This window comes from Microvirga sp. RSM25 (assembly GCF_044784385.1).
Lineage (GTDB): Bacteria > Pseudomonadota > Alphaproteobacteria > Rhizobiales > Beijerinckiaceae > Microvirga > Microvirga tunisiensis.
The window spans coordinates 834,684-852,197 of sequence record NZ_CP173039.1; the positions used below are offsets into that span (position 1 = coordinate 834,684).

At 59.0% G+C, this 17,514-nt stretch carries 22 protein-coding genes and 2 pseudogenes; 12 read left to right on the forward strand and 12 right to left on the reverse strand.

The window, feature by feature from the left end:
• Nucleotides 1-45: 45 nt before the first annotated feature.
• A complete protein-coding gene (locus ACD578_RS03935) occupies nt 46-180 on the reverse strand; it encodes a hypothetical protein (RefSeq protein ID WP_404291061.1) in 135 nt (44 codons plus the stop codon).
• Between the two features lie 28 nt (nt 181-208).
• Nucleotides 209-412 carry a hypothetical protein gene (locus ACD578_RS03940; protein ID WP_404291063.1) on the reverse strand — a complete coding sequence of 68 codons (204 nt, stop codon included), beginning with the start codon at nt 410-412 and terminating at the stop codon, nt 209-211.
• Between the two features lie 260 nt (nt 413-672).
• On the opposite strand from ACD578_RS03940, the gene ACD578_RS03945 reads away from it, so the two are divergent.
• Nucleotides 673-891: a hypothetical protein gene (locus ACD578_RS03945; protein WP_404291065.1), complete on the forward strand. Its 219-nt coding sequence runs from the start codon at nt 673-675 to the stop codon at nt 889-891.
• Between the two features lie 498 nt (nt 892-1,389).
• On the opposite strand, the gene ACD578_RS03950 is transcribed toward ACD578_RS03945, so the two are convergent.
• Both ACD578_RS03950 and ACD578_RS03955 read right to left on the reverse strand, forming a co-directional pair.
• Nucleotides 1,390-1,698, reverse strand: coding sequence for an SWIB/MDM2 domain-containing protein (locus ACD578_RS03950; RefSeq protein WP_404291067.1), 309 nt, complete (start codon nt 1,696-1,698; stop codon nt 1,390-1,392).
• A 55-nt stretch (nt 1,699-1,753) separates the two neighbouring features.
• Nucleotides 1,754-2,440, reverse strand: coding sequence for a sigma-70 family RNA polymerase sigma factor (locus ACD578_RS03955; RefSeq protein WP_404291069.1), 687 nt, complete (start codon nt 2,438-2,440; stop codon nt 1,754-1,756).
• A gap of 155 nt (nt 2,441-2,595) precedes the next feature.
• Between ACD578_RS03955 and ACD578_RS03960 the strand changes: the two genes are divergently transcribed.
• Both ACD578_RS03960 and ACD578_RS03965 read left to right on the forward strand, forming a co-directional pair.
• Nucleotides 2,596-3,054 (forward strand): YybH family protein, encoded by a 459-nt coding sequence (locus ACD578_RS03960; protein ID WP_404291071.1) that lies wholly within the window; start codon nt 2,596-2,598, stop codon nt 3,052-3,054.
• A gap of 83 nt (nt 3,055-3,137) precedes the next feature.
• Nucleotides 3,138-3,661 (forward strand): annotated as a pseudogene (locus ACD578_RS03965) (arsenate reductase ArsC).
• Between the two features lie 31 nt (nt 3,662-3,692).
• Here ACD578_RS03965 and ACD578_RS03970 read toward each other — a convergent pair.
• Both ACD578_RS03970 and ACD578_RS03975 read right to left on the reverse strand, forming a co-directional pair.
• The gene (locus ACD578_RS03970) at nt 3,693-4,049 is read right to left on the reverse strand and encodes a hypothetical protein (protein WP_404291073.1); all 357 of its coding nucleotides are present in this window, start codon (nt 4,047-4,049) and stop codon (nt 3,693-3,695) included.
• A 59-nt stretch (nt 4,050-4,108) separates the two neighbouring features.
• Nucleotides 4,109-4,255 carry a DUF6894 family protein gene (locus ACD578_RS03975; protein ID WP_404291075.1) on the reverse strand — a complete coding sequence of 49 codons (147 nt, stop codon included), beginning with the start codon at nt 4,253-4,255 and terminating at the stop codon, nt 4,109-4,111.
• A gap of 172 nt (nt 4,256-4,427) precedes the next feature.
• Between ACD578_RS03975 and ACD578_RS03980 the strand changes: the two genes are divergently transcribed.
• Entirely contained in the window at nt 4,428-4,724 is a 297-nt protein-coding gene (locus ACD578_RS03980) for a hypothetical protein (protein WP_404291077.1), read from the forward strand.
• A 248-nt stretch (nt 4,725-4,972) separates the two neighbouring features.
• Here ACD578_RS03980 and ACD578_RS03985 read toward each other — a convergent pair whose 3' ends face one another.
• Both ACD578_RS03985 and ACD578_RS03990 read right to left on the reverse strand, forming a co-directional pair.
• Nucleotides 4,973-5,365 carry a response regulator gene (locus tag ACD578_RS03985; RefSeq protein ID WP_404291079.1) on the reverse strand — a complete coding sequence of 131 codons (393 nt, stop codon included), beginning with the start codon at nt 5,363-5,365 and terminating at the stop codon, nt 4,973-4,975.
• Between the two features lie 141 nt (nt 5,366-5,506).
• A complete protein-coding gene (locus ACD578_RS03990) occupies nt 5,507-5,770 on the reverse strand; it encodes a hypothetical protein (RefSeq protein WP_404291080.1) in 264 nt (87 codons plus the stop codon).
• 277 nt (nt 5,771-6,047) lie between these two features.
• Here ACD578_RS03990 and ACD578_RS03995 point away from each other — a divergent pair, with 277 nt between their 5' ends.
• A complete protein-coding gene (locus ACD578_RS03995) occupies nt 6,048-6,467 on the forward strand; it encodes a hypothetical protein (RefSeq protein ID WP_404291082.1) in 420 nt (139 codons plus the stop codon).
• Nucleotides 6,468-6,503: 36 nt separating this feature from the next.
• Nucleotides 6,504-6,983, forward strand: coding sequence for a hypothetical protein (locus ACD578_RS04000; protein WP_404291084.1), 480 nt, complete (start codon nt 6,504-6,506; stop codon nt 6,981-6,983).
• Between the two features lie 381 nt (nt 6,984-7,364).
• Here the strand turns inward: ACD578_RS04000 and ACD578_RS04005 are convergent, their stop codons facing one another.
• On the reverse strand, nt 7,365-7,988 hold the full coding sequence (locus ACD578_RS04005) for a PRC-barrel domain-containing protein (RefSeq protein WP_404291086.1): 624 nt from the start codon (nt 7,986-7,988) through the stop codon (nt 7,365-7,367).
• An 882-nt stretch (nt 7,989-8,870) separates the two neighbouring features.
• On the opposite strand from ACD578_RS04005, the gene ACD578_RS04010 reads away from it, so the two are divergent.
• Nucleotides 8,871-9,128, forward strand: a complete 258-nt coding sequence (locus tag ACD578_RS04010) for a hypothetical protein (protein ID WP_404291088.1) — start codon at nt 8,871-8,873, stop codon at nt 9,126-9,128.
• 96 nt (nt 9,129-9,224) lie between these two features.
• Complete coding sequence (gene hfq / locus ACD578_RS04015; RefSeq protein ID WP_404291090.1) at nt 9,225-9,467, forward strand: RNA chaperone Hfq; 243 nt, start codon at nt 9,225-9,227, stop codon at nt 9,465-9,467.
• A 73-nt stretch (nt 9,468-9,540) separates the two neighbouring features.
• Here hfq and ACD578_RS04020 read toward each other — a convergent pair whose 3' ends face one another.
• Nucleotides 9,541-10,092, reverse strand: coding sequence for a sigma-70 family RNA polymerase sigma factor (locus ACD578_RS04020; protein WP_404291092.1), 552 nt, complete (start codon nt 10,090-10,092; stop codon nt 9,541-9,543).
• The gene (locus tag ACD578_RS04025) at nt 10,089-10,289 is read right to left on the reverse strand and encodes a NepR family anti-sigma factor (protein WP_404291094.1); all 201 of its coding nucleotides are present in this window, start codon (nt 10,287-10,289) and stop codon (nt 10,089-10,091) included. The genes ACD578_RS04020 and ACD578_RS04025 overlap by 4 nt, the downstream gene beginning before the upstream one ends.
• 483 nt (nt 10,290-10,772) lie before the next feature.
• Here ACD578_RS04025 and ACD578_RS04030 point away from each other — a divergent pair, with 483 nt between their 5' ends.
• Nucleotides 10,773-10,979, forward strand: coding sequence for a hypothetical protein (locus ACD578_RS04030; RefSeq protein ID WP_404291096.1), 207 nt, complete (start codon nt 10,773-10,775; stop codon nt 10,977-10,979).
• An 83-nt stretch (nt 10,980-11,062) separates the two neighbouring features.
• Here the strand turns inward: ACD578_RS04030 and ACD578_RS04035 are convergent, their stop codons facing one another.
• Nucleotides 11,063-11,785 (reverse strand): Crp/Fnr family transcriptional regulator, encoded by a 723-nt coding sequence (locus ACD578_RS04035; protein ID WP_404291098.1) that lies wholly within the window; start codon nt 11,783-11,785, stop codon nt 11,063-11,065.
• Between the two features lie 330 nt (nt 11,786-12,115).
• Between ACD578_RS04035 and ACD578_RS04040 the strand changes: the two genes are divergently transcribed.
• The 3 genes and pseudogenes from ACD578_RS04040 to ACD578_RS04050 all read left to right on the forward strand — a co-directional run bounded on the left by ACD578_RS04040 (nt 12,116) and on the right by ACD578_RS04050 (nt 17,494).
• Entirely contained in the window at nt 12,116-12,883 is a 768-nt protein-coding gene (locus ACD578_RS04040) for a LuxR C-terminal-related transcriptional regulator (RefSeq protein WP_404291100.1), read from the forward strand.
• 1,611 nt (nt 12,884-14,494) lie between these two features.
• A pseudogene (locus ACD578_RS04045) lies at nt 14,495-14,746 on the forward strand (MHYT domain-containing protein); the annotation flags it as partial.
• 66 nt (nt 14,747-14,812) lie between these two features.
• Nucleotides 14,813-17,494 carry an EAL domain-containing protein gene (locus ACD578_RS04050; protein ID WP_404293688.1) on the forward strand — a complete coding sequence of 894 codons (2,682 nt, stop codon included), beginning with the start codon at nt 14,813-14,815 and terminating at the stop codon, nt 17,492-17,494.
• The last annotated feature ends 20 nt before the right edge of the window (nt 17,495-17,514 follow it).

Consider the following 17,514-nt stretch of genomic DNA (forward strand, 5'->3'; position numbering starts at 1 on the left):
CATGTGCGTCGAGCCTCGCGCTCCCGCTGACGATAAGCCTACCTCCTAGAGCAGGAGGGCGGCAGCCCACCAGCACAAGCCGATGCCGACCACGACGGCGGTCCAGTTCAGAATACGAGCGAAAAGTCCACGTGGAGCCATCTCACGATCACTTGGCTGCGGCGGCAGGTCTACAGGCATGGCGCTCCCCCTTGCAGCGGTGAGAGCTTCACGGGAGACTTGCCTCTGTTTTCATTCCTTTGATTTGTGTCTCGCCGACGACGCACTCGGTTGCGCTTGAGAGCGATTTGATCCGGTACTGGCGCTCGTGCGAGGTCTCAGGCAGCACCTGGACGATCACGTAGGAGCCAGGATTGGCTCCCCTGGGATGGGCTGGGAGCACCGTCTGTCCAACCTGGAATTTCTGCGCCATGGGACACCTCGCCTCGACAACCTCACCGGTACTCGAATCTGGACTGGACCTACGATGACGACGGGATGCTGGTCGGAGCCCTCTACAGGGGCATGAAGCCGCACAAATGCTCTGCGGCAAGACAGCATCCGGTTGACGGCCACGGTTGCACTTTTCTTAACCTATGTAAACTGTCTCGCCGAAACCGAAGCGCCTGCTGGAGGTTGTCCCTGACAACACGTTGAACGGGTTCGAGGGCGAGGGGCAGCCGGAAGAGTGAAATGGCTGCGGACACACCGGACGACGGCGGACCTGACTCCCCGAAGCCCAACGGCGGGGCGAACACCCCCTTTAGAGGCGTACTGACACCTGCCGAGCTTACAGCCGAGATCGGGCGCTGGCTCCAGTCCCAGCACCCGGTGCCCCTCCAAGAGCCGCTTCCGGAAGAGCTTGCCTCCCTCATCCGCCGCTTACAGGAGCGGGACGGCGGGGCAAGTTGAGCAAGACATTATCGCAGCACGATGCTGATCGGCTTTGCGACTTTGTCGGTCTCTGCCAGGGAGCGTAGTGCAATGCGGGGACATACAAGACTGGCAGACACGCCAAATCCCGGCCATTGTCTTAATGAGACAACAGTCTCGGCAACCTCTGTTCAGACGTAATGTTCTGCGAGATTGCCTCTCTTCCGAATGCCGAGATTTGGTGCGCGGATGATCAGAATCTGCCATCCGCCAGAACCTCTTCAGCACGCGAAGGCCCTTGAGCACTGGGCTGAGTGTCGCGAGCGTGCTGTTGCGAGGCTGGAGCGTAAGGTCGAGCGCTTGCTTGATCAGAAGCGAGTGAAACAGGCTGCACGTCTTTGCTACGCAGCCCGTTACCTGCGCCACGCGGCGCTCCGCGAGCGTCTGCACGCCGCCGCCTTGAGAGAAGCGGCTCAGCCATAAAGCTGTGACGCAGTTCCCCTCTTGCAGGCTTGCATTGCTCACGGCTCAGAGAATTCACTTGAGGTGCTGGGCAAGGTGCTTGTTCATCTCGAACATGCTGACCTTGTTCTTGCCTCCGAACACCGCCTGAAGCGTCTCGTCCGCCATGATCTCGCGCTTGTTCTGCGGGTTCTGGAGCTTGTGCTTCTTGATGTACTCCCAGACCTTGCTCACCACCTCCGGGCGCGGCAAGGGAGCCGAGCCGACAATGGCAGCCAACTCCTGTGACGGTTGGAGCGGCTTGAGGAAAGCCGAAGTTGCCCTCTTGCCTTCGCTCGGGTCTGCCTTTCCCTGCTTGGGTTTCTCCGGTGTTGAAGGCGGCATGTGGTCCTCCCTCTGGGTGGAACCGAGAATGGATTTAGATGGCAGTCACGACCTTCTAGTGTTGGAGGGCGGCTTGCATCAGCCGATCTGGGCCGAGATCGTGCCGGTTTTCCATCTGCAACATCGCGGCAAGCTGGGTGCGAGCCCGGTTGACGCGGCTTTTGAGCGTGCCCACGGCAACACCGCACAGAGTCGCCGCGTCCTCGTAGGTCTCGCCTTGCTCCACCACCAGAAGGAGAGCCTTGCGCTGTTCTTGCGACAGATACGCCAGCGCCTCGTGAAGGTCGTCCAGCATCAGCTTGGATTCCTGCTCGGGCTGAACCATCAGGCGTCTGGCAAAGCCGCCCTCTGGGTCTTCAATCTCCCGTCTGCGCTTACGGTGCTCCGAGTAGACGCAATTGCGCAGGATCGTGAACAGCCATGCCTCCAGGTTGGTGCCACGCTGGAAGTGATCCAGGTTCGTCCACGCCCGCAGGAGTGTGCTCTGCACGAGATCGTCACTCCGGACCGGATCGCGGGTCAGATGCAGCGCAAATGCTCGCAGGTGGGGCAGAAAGGCGGGAAGCTGATCGCGCATGTATTGCGAGCGGCGGCTCGCGCGGACGTCCTCAACCAGCGCGAGGTGCTCGACGTGCGAGAGTGGATGGATGTGACGGAGCCGTGCCTGCTTGCGTCGTGCAGACCGACTGTGATCGGTCGCTTTGGAAGCGGGATGGCTGTGTCGGCGAGCGGCTTGGGTCATGGCCGTGCTCCACCTTGGCTACAGCGTCACCATACACCTACGGTTGCCCGTCGGCCAGCTAATTCAGGGCGACAGTAGAGCCTGCGGGCGGCTTGACGCTCTGCGGGGGCAAGCGCACCATGCCTGTCACCTAGCCTCAGTCTGCGGAGGCTGTCATGGCTGAACATGATGACGATGTTGCCCTGATCCGCCGCTGGTTCCAGAAGCTCCAACTCTGCGTCCAGACGGTGGATTTCGCGGGCTCGCGCCCGCTCTTCGCCGACGACATTATTACCTTCGGCTCCTTCACAGCGTTCACGATGGGGCGCGAGGCCACCGAACACGAGCAGTGGCGTCAAGTCTGGGGCCATATCGACCAGTTCCGCTGGCGGTTGGATGATCTGCACACCATCATCTCTGGTGACCGGCTCACGGCAGTGGGCATGGCGGTGTTCGAGTCTACCGGCTACACCGAAGGCGGCAAAGCGTTTGATCGGCCCGGACGAGCGACGGTGGTGCTCGGGCGGCAGGTTGTCGGCGAGGAATGGATCGCCCAGCACACCCACGTGTCGCTGTTCCCTGGCACTCCCTCACGCTCCTTCGGCACCAAGCGGGAGCATCCGCCTGCTTTGTAGAAGAGACAACGCAGCCGACTGGAGGAGCTTGGTGCTTCAGAGCACGAGGCTGAGGTGCAATGACTGGCACGGGGAGGTCACCCATGACCGAACGAACCTACAATCTCCTGTTTCTCTGCACCGGCAACTCTGCCCGGTCGATCCTGGCCGAAGGCATCCTGCGCAAGGACGGGCAGGGCCGCTTCGCAGCCTACTCGGCAGGCAGCCAGCCGAAAGGCACAGTCAACCCGCTGGCCCTGAAGGTGCTGGGCGACCATGGCTATCCGACAGACGGATATCGCTCGAAAAGCTGGGACGAGTTCGCGGCACCTGGAGCGCCTGTCATGGACTTCGTGCTCACCGTCTGCGACAGCGCGGCTGGTGAAGCCTGTCCGGTGTGGCCAGGACACCCTTCCATCGCGCATTGGGGCATCGAGGACCCAGCGCCGAGAAGGAGCAAGCCTTCCTTCGCGCCTTCGAGTTCCTGAAGAGCCAGATCGGCACGTTCCTCCACCTGCCGCTGGTCAGCCTTGATCGGTTCACGATGGGCACCCGGCTTCAGGCCATTGGCCATTTAGAGGAAGCAGGCATGACTCCATCGAGTGGCATTGACCGGCATCAGCGGTAGGGTGTGGCCGAGCAGCGCAAAGGCGACAACGTCAAACTGGTGTGGCTGGGTCGCTCGCTGAATGCTGGACTTCCGCCAGGATGGGCTCGGGTGTGAACGGCGAGCGCTCAACCAGCAGCACCTTGGCCATCGCGCCAAAGGCGCGCAACTCGTCGAGAACATGCTTCATCGGTTCCGACGCTGCGGCTTGCCGCGCCTCCTCGATGGAGTGGAACTCCAGCAGGGTGAACGTATCAGGGCTGTTTTGATGAGCGGCGCGATAGGCCATGAAGGAAACGCCTCCAGGCATCTTCAGAAGCTGGGCGATCCAGTCTTGAACGTGCCGGTTGTAGTTGTTCCAGTTCCGGGTGTCGGTTGGACGGTCATACTGGAACATCACATAAGCCATGGCTTCCCTCTCTGGCGCGTCACCCTAAACTGGTAACCACCTGACAGCCTCTCACCTCGTCACATGTCCTGAGCCGTCTGGAACGTCTCCAGATAGGCGGCTCCTGCATCGGGAAGCTCAAGCCCGATCTCGTTAGGGTTGAGAGCCCGTGCCGTTCTGAGATGAAAATAAAAAAGGCATGGTGGCTTCCATTGCGCTTGGCCCACTCGCAAGGCCGTTCATATCAATGTGCTGATACTACCTGAGTTGCTGCTGGCAAGAAGAGCCTGCTTGATCACTGGCTGGGGCACGCTGTGGTGCGCTGCGGGACCGTCCGATGTTCTTAATGTCCCGCTAGGTGTAAAATGCCCTCAAGCACAAGAACTGAGGGAGGCCATCATGGCACGCGTTCCAGTTCACAAACCAGCAGCCTTGTCGCCATCTAATTGCGGTGCTCTGACGGCAGAAATACAGCGCGTGCTGGCTGTGTTGTCCGAAGTCGAAGCCTGCTACGAAAGTGACCGGGAGTGCCTCAAGGGCTGGTCTGGCCCCGAAGCGATCAGAGTGCGCCTTAGTGAGCATCTTGAGGCTCACCATGCTCAGGAGCGGGAGCCTCTTATTCGGCGTCTTGCTGATCTGCACCAGCAGACCACCACGGCGGCGATGTTCCAGAGCCTGCGCGATTTGAGGCACTGAGGTGCCGAGGTCCACAATGGCTCTGGGCGAGGTGTGGCGATCTCGCGGTTATAGCCCGCGCTGTTCATCACGATGAGGAGCATAGCCTCGGCTGGTCCTGCCATAATCCGGGACGTGGTCGTCCCGCCCGCGCCGCTGATCATGGATCATCCAGGTTGAGGCATACCCAGCGGCTACGGCGAGCAGTAGTGACATCAGCGGGTTTTCTGTTGTGCGCTGGCGGATCGCTCGCTGATTATGTAGCTGGCCTAAGCGGCAATCTGGTGTGCTGCCACCTTGATTTCGTGCAGCAACGTTTCCGCTGGAACAGGGCGAGGCAGAAAACAGCCGCCGCCAGGAACGTCGTCCGGACGCAGATGTCGGACCTGCCCCGATGTGATCACCAGTCCAATGGACGGCCATTGGTCGTGGACCTTGCGAGCAAACTCCAAGCCATCCGCTCCATTGGAAACGTCGAGATCAGTGAGCAGGACTCGGACATCAGGTTGGGCTTCAAGCGTGGTCCATGCCTCACCTGTGCTCTCTGCTTCGATGACGTTGAACCCAGTCCTAATCAACGAAACGGCCACGTCAGTACGAGCCGCAGGCTCACTCTGCACCAATAGGACAGTCGGCTTGATCACAGATTCACGTGTTGTCACGAGCCTACCCCTACACATGCTCATATAGGAAAATTTCGGTTTGTTGCCGCCAGTTCCGGCCAACGGTCCGCCTCAGCGCACACAAGTGCGTGGCGGGCCGAAACCAAACTTCATCGGCGGCGCAAGGCTGTCACTCAGGCATCAGGCCGCCAGCGCGTCGGTCCGCTCCCGCAAGGCCGCGAGTTGGTGAACATAGGCAGCGCGCCGCTCGCGGTGGCGCTGCTGAAGCGTGGCAATGACCTTTCGCTTCAAGCCCTCGTCCATAGCGCTGTTCTTTACGACCTCAAGATCGCTCTCAAACGCGAAGTCGATTTCGGCAAGGGTCGCCCGCAGGGCCTGAATGTCTAGCGAAGACCGATGAGCCGTGCGTGCGCCTCCTGTGGATCGCAGGCGTTCGGTGTTCATGGGCATTGTGTTTCCTCAAGGTGCTTTTTGTTTTGTTCGGCCGTGTCGCCGGGTGTTAACCCATGTTAAATACGAAACACTTTGACGAAGATGAGGCAGATTGGGCGATCCTGGCTGGGATATGCTGCCAACGATAGATGCGCATGGCGGGGCTGAGTGAGAAGCGCCGATGGAGTCCGCCAGTGGCGAAAGCTTCCATCAGCACCTCACTGTTCTGCGGGAGTGCATCCGACGAGCGTGGGCCTGAGCCAGCAATTTGCCTTGCAGGCAAAGCACTATGACTGACCAGGAAGTCGAAGTCGTGGCCGAGGAGCTTGCCAAGCTTGTTCATGTTCCCTGGGCTCCAGGCTATGAGACCAGTCCTCTGATCCACGTGGTCACCGAGTGCCACCGCGCTGAAGCTCGCGCGATCCTTGCGGCGCTGGATCAGATCAGGCCCCGTCGCAGCGGCTCCGCGTTTCAGGCTCCACGAAGCAATGAGCCGCAGGGGATTTCCTGTCAGAGCCGACGCGGTGAGGTTCGCCCTGGGATGACGGTGATCTACCGTCCTCCCGGCGATCAGCGCGCTTACCCGTGCCGGCTCGTGGAAATCCAGGGGAACCGTGCCTACTTGGCTCCTATTCTCCGGACCTGCGTCGGATGGATGTCCATCGAACGACTTCAGGTCGCAGCGGAGGAAGAGGTGTCGGAGACCTAAGTACCTGCACTTGAGCTTGCTGAAGAAGGATCAACGATGAAGATTGCAGTCGGCGATGAGGTCCGTGTGTACTACCATCCTCCTGGCCCCAGGCAGAGCTTTGTCGAGGGTGTGGTAAGCCGGGTCGAAGTATCCACCTTGCGCGGGCGGGTCTTTGTCGTTGATGCGACCTATGAGGTCATTCTTGATCGCGAGCAGCCGATCAAGGATGGCTATCAGAACTACATTCTGTACGAGCGTTGGGAGGAGTTTCCAGGGCGGATCGAAGTGCTGTCCGAGGCACAGCAGGAACCTGGACGCACACCAGATCACGGACTGGAGCCAGAGGGGGAGCATCAACCAGAGCACGAGTTAGAGCCCACGTCCCAACCGGGACCAGAGGTGGAGGCCACGCCTGAACCGGACTCTGAACCTCAGTTGAAAGCAGAGCCTGAGCCGTTGCAGATCGAGGTTGAGCATCAGGACACACCTAAGCGATCCAACTTGATCACAGCCCTGTTCGGAAAGCGGAGATAACGGATTTTGACGGGGCGGCCACTGCTGAGCCCGATGGCTTGTGGATTCCGCTGTGCTGGAACTGTATGCCGCGTTCAGCACTTCAGGGCAGATGCAGACGACAGATGGCGGTAAACGCATTCTCAGACGAGCGCTCAAGAATTTGGAGCGCGAAGTCCCCTGGACGGGTGGCTTGGGGCAGTCAGAACCTACGCCAGCTTGACGCTAAATGGGTTGTGAACAACCACACGGTGCTGGTTGATCCGCAAAACCGTCAGATCGTCGAGATCATCGAGGAACGCCTCGCCAGACTCGGATGAGAGTTATGGCTCTGTGCATCGCGCGGCTGTAGCGCAGGGGCGAAAGGGGCCTTGCGGCCCCTTCCTGGTAGGATTCATCTTCTCAGCGAGCGTATTTGAACTCAGGAGCCGCCTTTAGCTGGTCCTTGGTCATGTTCGTTGTCAGCATCGCATGATCGGGAGCCGAACGGGCTGCCGCATCAGCGGTCCGATCTGTGGCCACGGTGCCGGTGGTGGTCGGCGCAGTCGGGCTGGCCGCCCCCGGAGCCGTTGCTGTGGCCCTTGGAGTGGCCGGGGCATTCGGATTGGCTGTCGTGGGACCACCCGGCGTAGTGGCTGTGGTTGCCACAGCCCGCGGCTCGTTCACGAGTTTGATCTGGTCGAAGGGAATGGCCACGTCACGCTCGCCGAGGCCCAGGAACCCGCCGACGCCGACGACTACGGCCTGAATTTTGCCGCTGCTGTCCACGAGCAGTTCGCTGATGTCGCCGATCTTCTCGTTGTTCTGGTTGTAGATATCCAAGCCTTCAAGTTTGGAGGCCCGCCACTGCCCCGGCTGTTCCTGAGTCATCCAGTTGCCCGTGTTCATCGGCCCGGATGAGGGGGCTGCCGTCGAACCAGCGGCAGGAGCCGTGGTCGAGCCTGCGGGCGGGCTGGTTTGAGCCAGAGCCGGGGCGGCGATCAGGGTGGTGCCGAGCAGAGCCAATGCCAGATGCTTACCAAGCATGTGTTCCTCCATCGTCTTGTTCGCGCCATAGGGCGCATACAAGAATAACGGAAAGCTAAACCCTTCGTTCGGCTCAACTTTCTTTCTTCCAAGCGAGGAACTGGCGCGGGTGGGGCAGCAATGCTTTACACAGCATGATTTCTCCTGAACTCGAACTCTGTCCGCAGACGGGATTTTTGTTGGCGGCAACCTATCAGCCTCGTCGCTGATCACGGCGAAGCTCTTCGAGCCTGTGGCCTCAAGAGGCTACATCCCTGCCTCGCCAGCGAAGCCGAGATGACGGCGATACAGGCACTCTCTGGCTTCATCATATGAATCGAGCGTCGCGCTTGCCTTATCAGGCTTGTAGGCTGACAATCTGCTCGTAAGAGTCACCTCAGCAAAGCCGTCCTGAACTATGACTGATCCGCCCGACGAGCGCTCGGTTGCCCTAAAGCGCCCGGATGGATCACGACCCATACTACCGACCTTGATCGCGCCTACTTATCAAACTGCCTGAGTGCGCTTTGTAATATGCGCCCGGTACACGGCGGCTGACTTCATGGTGATGGTCCCAGCCTCGGTGAGCTTCACGACCTCGGCTTTGGCCCGTTGCGCCGCCTGTGCGGTGTAGGACGGCTTCAGCGTGACCTAAACTCGGCTGGCGACGTGTCGCCGATAGGCACCGGCCTGTCGTGGTTTGAGGGTCTTCTTGGCGACAAGCTGATCCAGTTGCTCATAAGCCCGCTTGGCTTCTGTGGGTGTGTAGCTCTGCTTCTTCTCAAGAATAGAAGTATCCTTTCGGTGATAAACTGGGCCATATGGATACTGGCCTCAGTTATTCTCAGAGGTCCTTCTATCTTTCTACCCAGACGTTTACCGCATCTCGAACGGGAGTGCTCTATGGCCATGAAGTACGTCATGCTCAGACTCGATGGCGGCGAGTTGCTCCCGCTGCTCTTTCCCGCGTTCATGCAGCACGCTCACATGGCTCAGTCAGTGCCAGCCGCTGTGGTGAGCGCCGGTCGCGTTCATCTGGAGAACGGGAAGGTCATTGCCGGTGGCGCATCAGGCTCACTGAACATCTCATCATGCAAAGAGGACAGCGGCATTATCCAAGCGTATTTTGAGGGTCAGAACGTCATCCAGCAGGAGTTGTAATCCCCAGAAACAGAAGGCACTGTCGGTCCATCGGCCTATTTGTCTTCAACGATGACAGCCCGCGCTGGCGCAGTGCGCCTACAACAGGAACAGGAAATGGCTGCACCAAGCACTTCGACTCTTCAGGACCTGTTCCTGAAGCATCTTCGTGATCACAGCGTTGAAGTCACCATCTTCTTGGCCAATGGAATCAGGCTCCAAGGCCAGATCAGATTGTTCGACAACTACACGGTCCAGCTTGCGAGAGGCAGTAGCTCTCAAGTCGTCTTCAAACATGCGATCTCGGCGATCAACCCGGCGCAGCCCATCGAACTGACGGACCCGACCTCATCCGGGTAGAGCAGCCGTAGCAACCGACTTCCCTGCAAACCACAAATTCAAATAGACAGCAGTGTCAGCCGGGAGGTTTTTATCAGGAGCACGTCTCGTTGAAGATCGTTGCTTTCAGCACCCGATCTGCCCCGATGTCCTCCGGACTTTCGATTCCAAGCAGTTCGGCAAGTCGGGTCCGGGCACGATTGATCCGACTTTTGATCGTCCCAATCCGTGCTCCGCAAATCTCAGCCGTCTCCTCGTACGAGAACCCTTGTGCTCCTACAAGCAGGAGGGCCTCGCGTTGGTCGATGGGAAGTTGGGCCAAAGCAGCCTTGAGGTCCTCCACATCAAGGTGTCCATCTTGCTCGGGCGGGACGGCGAGGCGGGCAGCGATGCCGCCATCGGGGTCTTCCACTTCACGCCGTCTCTTCCGGAACGCTGTGTGGAACTGGTTGCGCAGGATCGTGAAGAGCCAAGCCTGAATGTTGGTGCCGGGTTGAAACTGATTGATGTAAGCCAGTCCGCGCACCAGCGCTTCCTGAACCAGATCGTCAGCCTGATCGACATTGCCGGTGAGGGACATGGCAAAAGCCCTCATCGACGGAATGGACTGGAGCAGGCCGTCGCGAAGGTCTGGGGGCAGTGTCATGGCTTTCCCCTTGAACGAGGCTGACCCAACTGCCTCACGAGGGCGAGGAGGCGGTCGGGAAGAGGCTCCTCCTCAAGCTTTCCATACATCGCGCGAAGCTCCTTCCCGAGCTTGTCGCGGACAGCAGAGACGGTGCGCGGGTCTGGTCGGAGGAGACCCGTTCGGGATGTTGGCTGGCGCTTGTAAGTCTTGCTCATGCGTGGGAACTCCTGAGCTAAGCTCCAGTCCCAGAGGCTAGGCGATCATCATCATCGCTGGTCGGAAACGATAGGGTGTCCGACTAAACGAGTCCTTAAAGCGCAAACTGGGAGTGGACAGCCAGTCGCGTGTGGACAGGCGATAAAGAAGCGTTCCCGTCGCCACAGGGGCATCGCTCCAGCCGAAATTCTTGAAGGGCAGAAGGGTCTTTTCAAGAAGCGCAGCTACGGCGACTGCCACAGTTGGTTGGTGCGCGGGATTGCAGGAATGAACGCCAACCGCTCCTACCCATTCCGGGGCAGTAAGAGCGGGTTGCCTCATCCATAGTCGAGACTGAACTCGGTACGGCCACAGAGTACGCCCAACACGTTGATCGTACATTCGCCACAAATTCCCGCTGTTTTCCAAACAATGACCCTGAACAAGGGCAAGGACACAGGGGCATTCACCGGCACATTCGCGCCCTCAACGAGAGTGTCTCAATGCAAGCTCTGCTCCCGACAGCCACCCCACCAGTTAGGTATCCTCGTCCATCCGGCCCCATGCCGAACCAAGCGCGGGGCTCCTATGACCTTCAGCAGCTTGAAGAGCGCTTGCGGATCGCCTACGGTCCGGTCGAGGCTCCCCTCCCAGCCCGATTGGCAGAGCTTGTGGAGCGGCTCGCACGACGCGAGCAGCCTAAGGATTAGGTCGCGACTCATTAATGGGCTCGGCTTGAGCCTCTCACGGGGAAGAGACGTGATCTTTACGGACTTCAACCTGATCTATCTGGTCAATCTCTCCCTTCGTGCTCCAAGTGCAGGTATTGCGGGTTGAACATCGACAGGGTCGCGAGCCGGTCAAAGTCGAGAATCGTCAGTTTATGCCGCGTCCAGGTGATCAGCCGTTCGGCTCGAAGGTTCTGGAGTATTCGGTTGGTGTGGACCAGGGTCAGCCCCACCGTGTCGGCCAAATCGGTCTGCGTGACCGGAAAGTCAAAGCTCAATCCGTCTGAGAGGCCAACGGCTCGGGTGCGCACGAACATCTCGCAGATGAGATGTGCTACCCGCTCCAGCGCTTTGCGCTGCCCCACATTGACCACCCACTCGCGGGTGACCGCTTCGTCCACCAGTGTGTTCCACCACAGGGCCTGTGCAATCCGTGGGTGACCGTCTGTGAGATCAATCATGGTCTGCGCTGGGATTGTGACCACAGAGGCAGCGGTCAGCGTTGCAATGGAATGGTCCATGCGCGTCAGAACAAAGATGCGCTGATCACTTAGATCGCCAGGGATGAAGTAGTCCATAATCTGCCTCTTCCCATGCGGCAGAACCTTATAGCGGCAAGCCCAGCCAGTAAGGACCAGGTAGACGCGGTCCGGGGCAGCGCCCTCGCGGATCATCAAGTCAGTGTGGGCGACAATATGCTCGGGTTTCCGCGAGAGGGCCTCCAGCACTGTTCTGTCAGCTTGTGGCAGATCGATGTAGTTGCTGAGCTTGCGGATGAGAGGGTTCATCAGGAAGGGACCCGGATCAGGACCTTCATCGGTGGGCTTTGAGGGCGCATCGCCTTCCTCCCTGTCAATCAGGGACAAGATCACCATACCATAGCTGGCACCTGCCCTCACTAAGGCCGGTAACACCCAATGGAGAACGCACCAGTTTTTGCAGACAAGAAAGCTCTAATAGGAATGTCAAAGTTCCATATTTCTATGATTATTTGCCTGTGAATGCTGGAACTCCGAGCTTGAGGGGCTTTATTCCCGAGTTGTGTCCGATAGCCGACAGACAGAATGATTACTCTCTTTTAAGTTTTTGCTGAGTTTTCCAGGAAAGAGGGGACCAAAATGGCCGAGCAGGTGACCCCGTTTATCGCCAATCAGGCGCTTAGGGCATCCCACCCGTCTGATCATCCTGCGCCAACGGTGACGACAGTCCTGCTCTGCGACAACTCCCTTTTGCGTTCCGGACTTCAGAGCATCCTGCGGGGAGGACCGTTTGCTCCTGCCATGACAGCCTCAACCGCCAATGCAACTCAGGCCCACGATGTGGCGTCGGGGTCTGCCCTTGTTCTTATCGAAGCCAGTCAGAGCATCAGTCACCTGCTTGATGTGATCAGGCGGGTAAAAGAGCAGTCTCCGAAAGCTCGGATCGTCGCCCTGGCGGATCGGTTCGACCTCGACTTCGTGCGGCTGGGACATCAGGCTGGCGTGGACGGCTTCTGTTCCGCCGCCAGTGCCCCTGAGGTTCTGATCAAATCCCTTGAACTGGTCATGCTGGGCGAGCCTTTGATCCCCTCTGGGGTCCTTCGTTCCATCGCGGACAGGGCCTTCGATTGCCCTCAACAACTACTTCGCGAACATGGGTCAGAAGAGCCGAACTCTCCTGACCTGATGGGCTGCAAACTCTCGACGCGAGAGACGCAAATCCTGAATTGCTTGCGGCAGGGAGCGCCCAACAAGGCCATCGCGCGCCGACTGGATGTGGCCGAGGCTACGGTGAAGGTCCATATCAAAGCCATCCTGCGCAAGATCGGTGCCTCGAACCGCACCCAGGCTGCCATGTGGGCCACCACGCACTTGCCGCCGCGAGGGGCAGCAGTCCAGCGCATTTGATGGAGCGGCTCTGAAGCTTACCCCCTGGATGGAAGGTCCGCATCCATGATTATCCGCTCGGTTCTGGATCGAGTCTCTCAGCATCGGGAGTGGAACGGGACATGGTGTGTTCTTCTGGCGTGATGGTGAGCGATGGAAATGGCCCCTACGAATGGCCGAGTGCGTTTCCATGCCGTCAGAAATGATGGCGGGGTTGATTTAACAGTGATCGTCGATGGCCGAACACTCGCTGTTATACGATTAAGCGCCTCAGAGCTTGAGGATATGGTTAGGACCATAGACGACGCTCTTACCAAGAGACCTGACGGGGAAGAGAACGGCCCAGCGAACGATGAGGGGTAATCCTCTCGTTCCTCCAGTATTCCAGAGCATGGGTGAGTGTCAGGAAATCGGTCCACGCGAGAGCTTGATTGCCGCGCTCTGTGGGCGACAGAAATAAGCAGCAATTACCTCCCAAGAATTAGCAGGACGGAGTTCTCGTTTTGTCGGCATTCAGACAGACACAATGACAGTGCTGTGATTGATAGGTGGCGACGCCTCAGCAGGCAGAGGCTACTGGCATAATCCGGAAGTCTAGTTGCAGATCGCCTGTGGCATTGGCTATAACACGCCACCTAAGAAAAAAGGCCGTTGTTGCCAACGGCCCGAAGTTTAGGGAGGAAACGCCCAAGAAGGGCAGCAACACGGCAATGCCAATCGCTGTGCTGCACTGCAAAAGATAGTTCTCGCCTGAACAATCGGCAAGCTCATATGGGCAGCATCGCTGCCCATTTTTGCGACTACTGGCATGCGAGAGGTGCAGAACGCTCTGTAATCGAAAGCCCGCCTCAGCTTGTCTCTTAATGCTGCGGCAGGACGTTTTGGTTCAGCGGGCTGCTGGGTCCAGCATTAGCTGAAGGCTGCAAGCTCAAGCCGCCTCCGCCTTGATGGTTGGCGCAATGGGAAGCGGCATCCAATACGTGGGTTCCAGACGCTTCGGGCGCTCGTGGACATGGCGCTCATCCCGAGACAGCCACCGGCCAGAGACACTGCTGAAGTATCCAATCTCAACCCGTCCCACCCAGAGCAGGACATCATCTTCGGTCCTTGGCGCGGTCTCCATCGGCAGCCACTCGTCCATTCAATTGTCCTGCGTTAATCAATCGTGAACCGTCAAGCTAGAGGGATCACGTCAGAGATAAAGACTTGACAGGACATTGAGCCGCCGCGTTGCTCGCTGAGACCCTTGGATGCATTGGCAGATCGCCTTCCAATGTCAGGACAATTTCAACAGCCACCGTGACCAAGATGCCGCAGAGCAGGTCTCAAGCGGGTACTATTAAGGCAAAGTTTGGTCACCGCTTGCCACCATGATTGCCTCTGTCCAGTATTGGTGCCGCTCGCCAAGCCGGAACAAGAATGACACACGTTGGAACCCACGATGGTACGCTGGTCGGCCTCTCAGTCCTCATCGCAACGGTAGCATCCTACACCGCCCTTGACCTAGCCGGTCGTGTTCACGCGTCACACGGTTGGGCCAAACATGCATGGCTGGCCACAGCCGCCCTCGCTATGGGCGGCGGTGTGTGGGCGATGCACTTCGTTGCCATGCTCGCCTTCAGCCTTCCTGGGATGCATGTCGATTACGACCTCAGCCTCACAGCCGTGTCCCTTGTCCTGCCGATCCTCGCCACGGGCTTCAGCTTTTACCTTGTGGCGTGGACCGACAGTGGTCTCCCAGCCTTGATCCGCAGTGGCCTCGCCATGGGGGCGGGCATCGTCGGGATGCACTACACCGGCATGGCGGCGATGCGCATGGCGGCTGATCTCAGCCATGAGACGCTGTGGGTTGCCGTATCGGTTCTGATTGCCATCGGGGCATCTACGACTGCGCTCTGGCTCGCCTTTCGGAACGTCGGCCTCGCCCAAAGGCTTCTGGCGGCTCCTGTTATGGGCCTCGCCATCGCCGGAATGCACTACGCGGCTATGAAGGGGGCAATCCTTACGGCACACTCGCCCGTGGACGAGGCTCACGGGCTTGCAAGCCTCAGCCAGACCAGCTTGGCCATCGCTGTCGCGGCAACGACCTTTTCGATCCTGTTCCTGGCCCTGGTTGCGGCGCTGTTCGACCGTCGTTTCGCCGCTCTGGCAGAGCGTGAAGCTCTAGCCCTGCGGGAGAGCGAGGAGCGCTATCGTGCGCTGCTTGAGGCCAGCGCGGTGGTTGTCTGGTTCGCCGCACCGAGCGGAATGATCACGCGCAGTCACGGCTGGACCAAGCTCTGTGGCCAAACCGAGAGTGAGTATGCCGATCTCGGATGGCTCAACGTCGTCCATCCTGATGATCAGGGCCGCGTCATCTCTCTTTGGCAACGGGCACTGTCGTCAGCGGGCTTTTACCAGGGCGAGTTTCGGGTTCGGAACCCCAATGGCGAGTACCGCTGGGTGCTTGCCAGTGCCGTTCCGCGCAAGAACCCGGATGGCACAATCCTGGAGTGGGTTGGCGGTATTTCGAATATCCACGCCCGCAGGCTGGCGGAGGAGAGGCTGCAAGCCAGTGAGCAGCGGCTGCGGCTGGCGATTGAAACGACAGGGCTCGGTATCTGGGACGTTGATCTCGTCACGGGTGAGCGCGAGTGGACACCTGAAACGAGAGCCATCGTCGGCGTTGCTCCTGACGCTCCGATCAAGCCTGATACCTTCATGAACTGTGTCCATCCGGATGATCGTGGCCGCGTGGGGAAACGAGACTATGGTGCTTCGTCAACCAGCGAGCGGGGTTATAGTGACACATACCGCATCCTCCGTGCCGATACAGGCGAGGAGAGGTGGGTCACGATCAGCGGTCGAACGCTCACCGATGACAATGGGCAGCCTGTCCGTAGGATCGGAACAATCCAGGACGTGACCCAACACAAGCAGGCGGAAGATGCTCTTCGCGGCAGCGAGGAGCGGCTCGGGCTTGCCCTGTATGCCGGGAGAATGTTTGCCTGGGAGCAAAACCTTGCCACGAACTATGTTACGCGCTCCCCGCACGCACAGACCCTGCTTGGTGTGGGGTCTGGCCCGCTTTCAGAGTTCCTGGAAAGGGTCCACCCCGACGACCGCTTCTCGCGCAGCCAATTCGTTGACCGCATAAACGCAGGCGGCGTTGAGACGATGGAGTTCCGTTACCTGCTCCGAGATGGCAAGACGATCTGGCTGGGATCGCGTGGAGAGCAGGCAGGACCTGACCGGATCGTGGGAGTATCATTCGACATTACAGACCGAAAGATGGCTGAGGCGGAGCTTTGGCGGGTCGCCAATCACGATGCGCTCACGGGCTTGCCGAACCGCGCTCTCTTTCAGCAAAGGCTCGACCATGCTCTCGACGAGGCCGCAAAGAATTGCGGTCGCGTCAGTCTTCTGCTCTTCGACCTGGACCGCTTCAAGGATGTGAATGACGCCCTTGGTCATGATGCGGGTGATGCCCTGCTGAAGAGGACAGCCGCGTGCCTCCAGAGCAGTGTCAGGGGCTGTGATACAGTTGCGCGATTCGGCGGAGACGAGTTCGCGATTGTGTTCACGCAGCTACCAACTGTGGAGCGTGCGTATGAGAGGGCTCAGGAAATCATCGAGAAGCTCCGCGAACCGTTTGTTTACGAGGGCCGAACCTTTGCCAGTAAGGCAAGCATCGGCATCGCCGCCTTCCCGGATCATGGCTCCACCTCCAAGGATTTGCTGAAGGATGCGGATATCGCCCTCTATCGCGCCAAGGCTCAGGGACGCAACTGCGCCGTGATCTATACCACTGAACTGCGGGCGGCGGTCGAACAGCGGCTTTCTCTCGGGCACGATGTGCGTGAGGCGCTGTCCAGAGGTCACATCATCCCGTTCTATCAGCCCAAGGTGTGTCTCTCGACGGGAAAGATCATCGGCTTTGAGGCTCTGGCGCGGTGGCAGCACCCGAGCAAAGGCATTCTGACGCCTGCCTCATTCGGTGCAATCTTCAACGAGCCTGAACCTGCGATGGAAGTGGGGCGTCACCTGATGGCGAGAGTAGCCTCGGACATGCGCGTATGGCTCGATGCTGGGCTCAATCCCGGACGGGTTGCCGTCAATTTATCAGCGGCTGAGTTCATGCAGCCCGATCTTGCAGATTACATTTTGCTTCTTCTCGCCGAGAAGGACATCCCAATCAAGAATTTCGAGGTTGAAGTCACCGAGACTGTGCTGCTCGGCAGGCGCTCTGAAGTGGCAGCCGCAACCCTGGAGCAACTTCATCAGCAAGGTGTTCTCATTGCTCTCGATGACTTTGGGACGGGCTATGCGTCTCTCACCCATCTCAAGCAGTTTCCGGTCGATCATGTCAAAATTGATCGCAGCTTCGTCATGAACCTAGAGCGGGATGTTGGAGATGAGGCCATTGTCGCTGCCGTCGTCGGTCTTGGAAGAAGCTTGAACCTTCAGGTCACAGCCGAGGGGGTGGAGACGGAGGGGCAGGCGCAACGTCTTCGCACGTTAGGGTGTCAGAATGCCCAAGGATACCTCTATGCGAAACCGATGAATGCTGCGGACGTACCGGCATTTCTCTCTAAGCGGATGATTGGGACGCATCATCCTGGGAACATCCGTCTTGTAGACACACCTAGTTAGATTGGTCCTAGCTTCCTATG

Bases quoted from the DNA above. Each gene is read 5' to 3' on its own strand.
- ACD578_RS03935 (WP_404291061.1), bottom strand. From the start codon at position 180: ATGCCTGTAGACCTGCCGCCGCAGCCAAGTGATCGTGAGATGGCTCCA.
- ACD578_RS03940 (WP_404291063.1), bottom strand. From the start codon at position 412: ATGGCGCAGAAATTCCAGGTTGGACAGACGGTGCTCCCAGCCCATCCC.
- ACD578_RS03945 (WP_404291065.1), top strand. From the start codon at position 673: ATGGCTGCGGACACACCGGACGACGGCGGACCTGACTCCCCGAAGCCC.
- ACD578_RS03950 (WP_404291067.1), bottom strand. From the start codon at position 1,698: ATGCCGCCTTCAACACCGGAGAAACCCAAGCAGGGAAAGGCAGACCCG.
- ACD578_RS03955 (WP_404291069.1), bottom strand. From the start codon at position 2,440: ATGACCCAAGCCGCTCGCCGACACAGCCATCCCGCTTCCAAAGCGACC.
- ACD578_RS03960 (WP_404291071.1), top strand. From the start codon at position 2,596: ATGGCTGAACATGATGACGATGTTGCCCTGATCCGCCGCTGGTTCCAG.
- ACD578_RS03970 (WP_404291073.1), bottom strand. From the start codon at position 4,049: ATGGCTTATGTGATGTTCCAGTATGACCGTCCAACCGACACCCGGAAC.
- ACD578_RS03980 (WP_404291077.1), top strand. From the start codon at position 4,428: ATGGCACGCGTTCCAGTTCACAAACCAGCAGCCTTGTCGCCATCTAAT.
- ACD578_RS03990 (WP_404291080.1), bottom strand. From the start codon at position 5,770: ATGAACACCGAACGCCTGCGATCCACAGGAGGCGCACGCACGGCTCAT.
- ACD578_RS03995 (WP_404291082.1), top strand. From the start codon at position 6,048: ATGACTGACCAGGAAGTCGAAGTCGTGGCCGAGGAGCTTGCCAAGCTT.
- ACD578_RS04000 (WP_404291084.1), top strand. From the start codon at position 6,504: ATGAAGATTGCAGTCGGCGATGAGGTCCGTGTGTACTACCATCCTCCT.
- ACD578_RS04005 (WP_404291086.1), bottom strand. From the start codon at position 7,988: ATGCTTGGTAAGCATCTGGCATTGGCTCTGCTCGGCACCACCCTGATC.
- ACD578_RS04010 (WP_404291088.1), top strand. From the start codon at position 8,871: ATGGCCATGAAGTACGTCATGCTCAGACTCGATGGCGGCGAGTTGCTC.
- hfq (WP_404291090.1), top strand. From the start codon at position 9,225: ATGGCTGCACCAAGCACTTCGACTCTTCAGGACCTGTTCCTGAAGCAT.
- ACD578_RS04020 (WP_404291092.1), bottom strand. From the start codon at position 10,092: ATGACACTGCCCCCAGACCTTCGCGACGGCCTGCTCCAGTCCATTCCG.
- ACD578_RS04025 (WP_404291094.1), bottom strand. From the start codon at position 10,289: ATGAGCAAGACTTACAAGCGCCAGCCAACATCCCGAACGGGTCTCCTC.
- ACD578_RS04030 (WP_404291096.1), top strand. From the start codon at position 10,773: ATGCAAGCTCTGCTCCCGACAGCCACCCCACCAGTTAGGTATCCTCGT.
- ACD578_RS04035 (WP_404291098.1), bottom strand. From the start codon at position 11,785: ATGAACCCTCTCATCCGCAAGCTCAGCAACTACATCGATCTGCCACAA.
- ACD578_RS04040 (WP_404291100.1), top strand. From the start codon at position 12,116: ATGGCCGAGCAGGTGACCCCGTTTATCGCCAATCAGGCGCTTAGGGCA.
- ACD578_RS04050 (WP_404293688.1), top strand. From the start codon at position 14,813: ATGGGCCTCGCCATCGCCGGAATGCACTACGCGGCTATGAAGGGGGCA.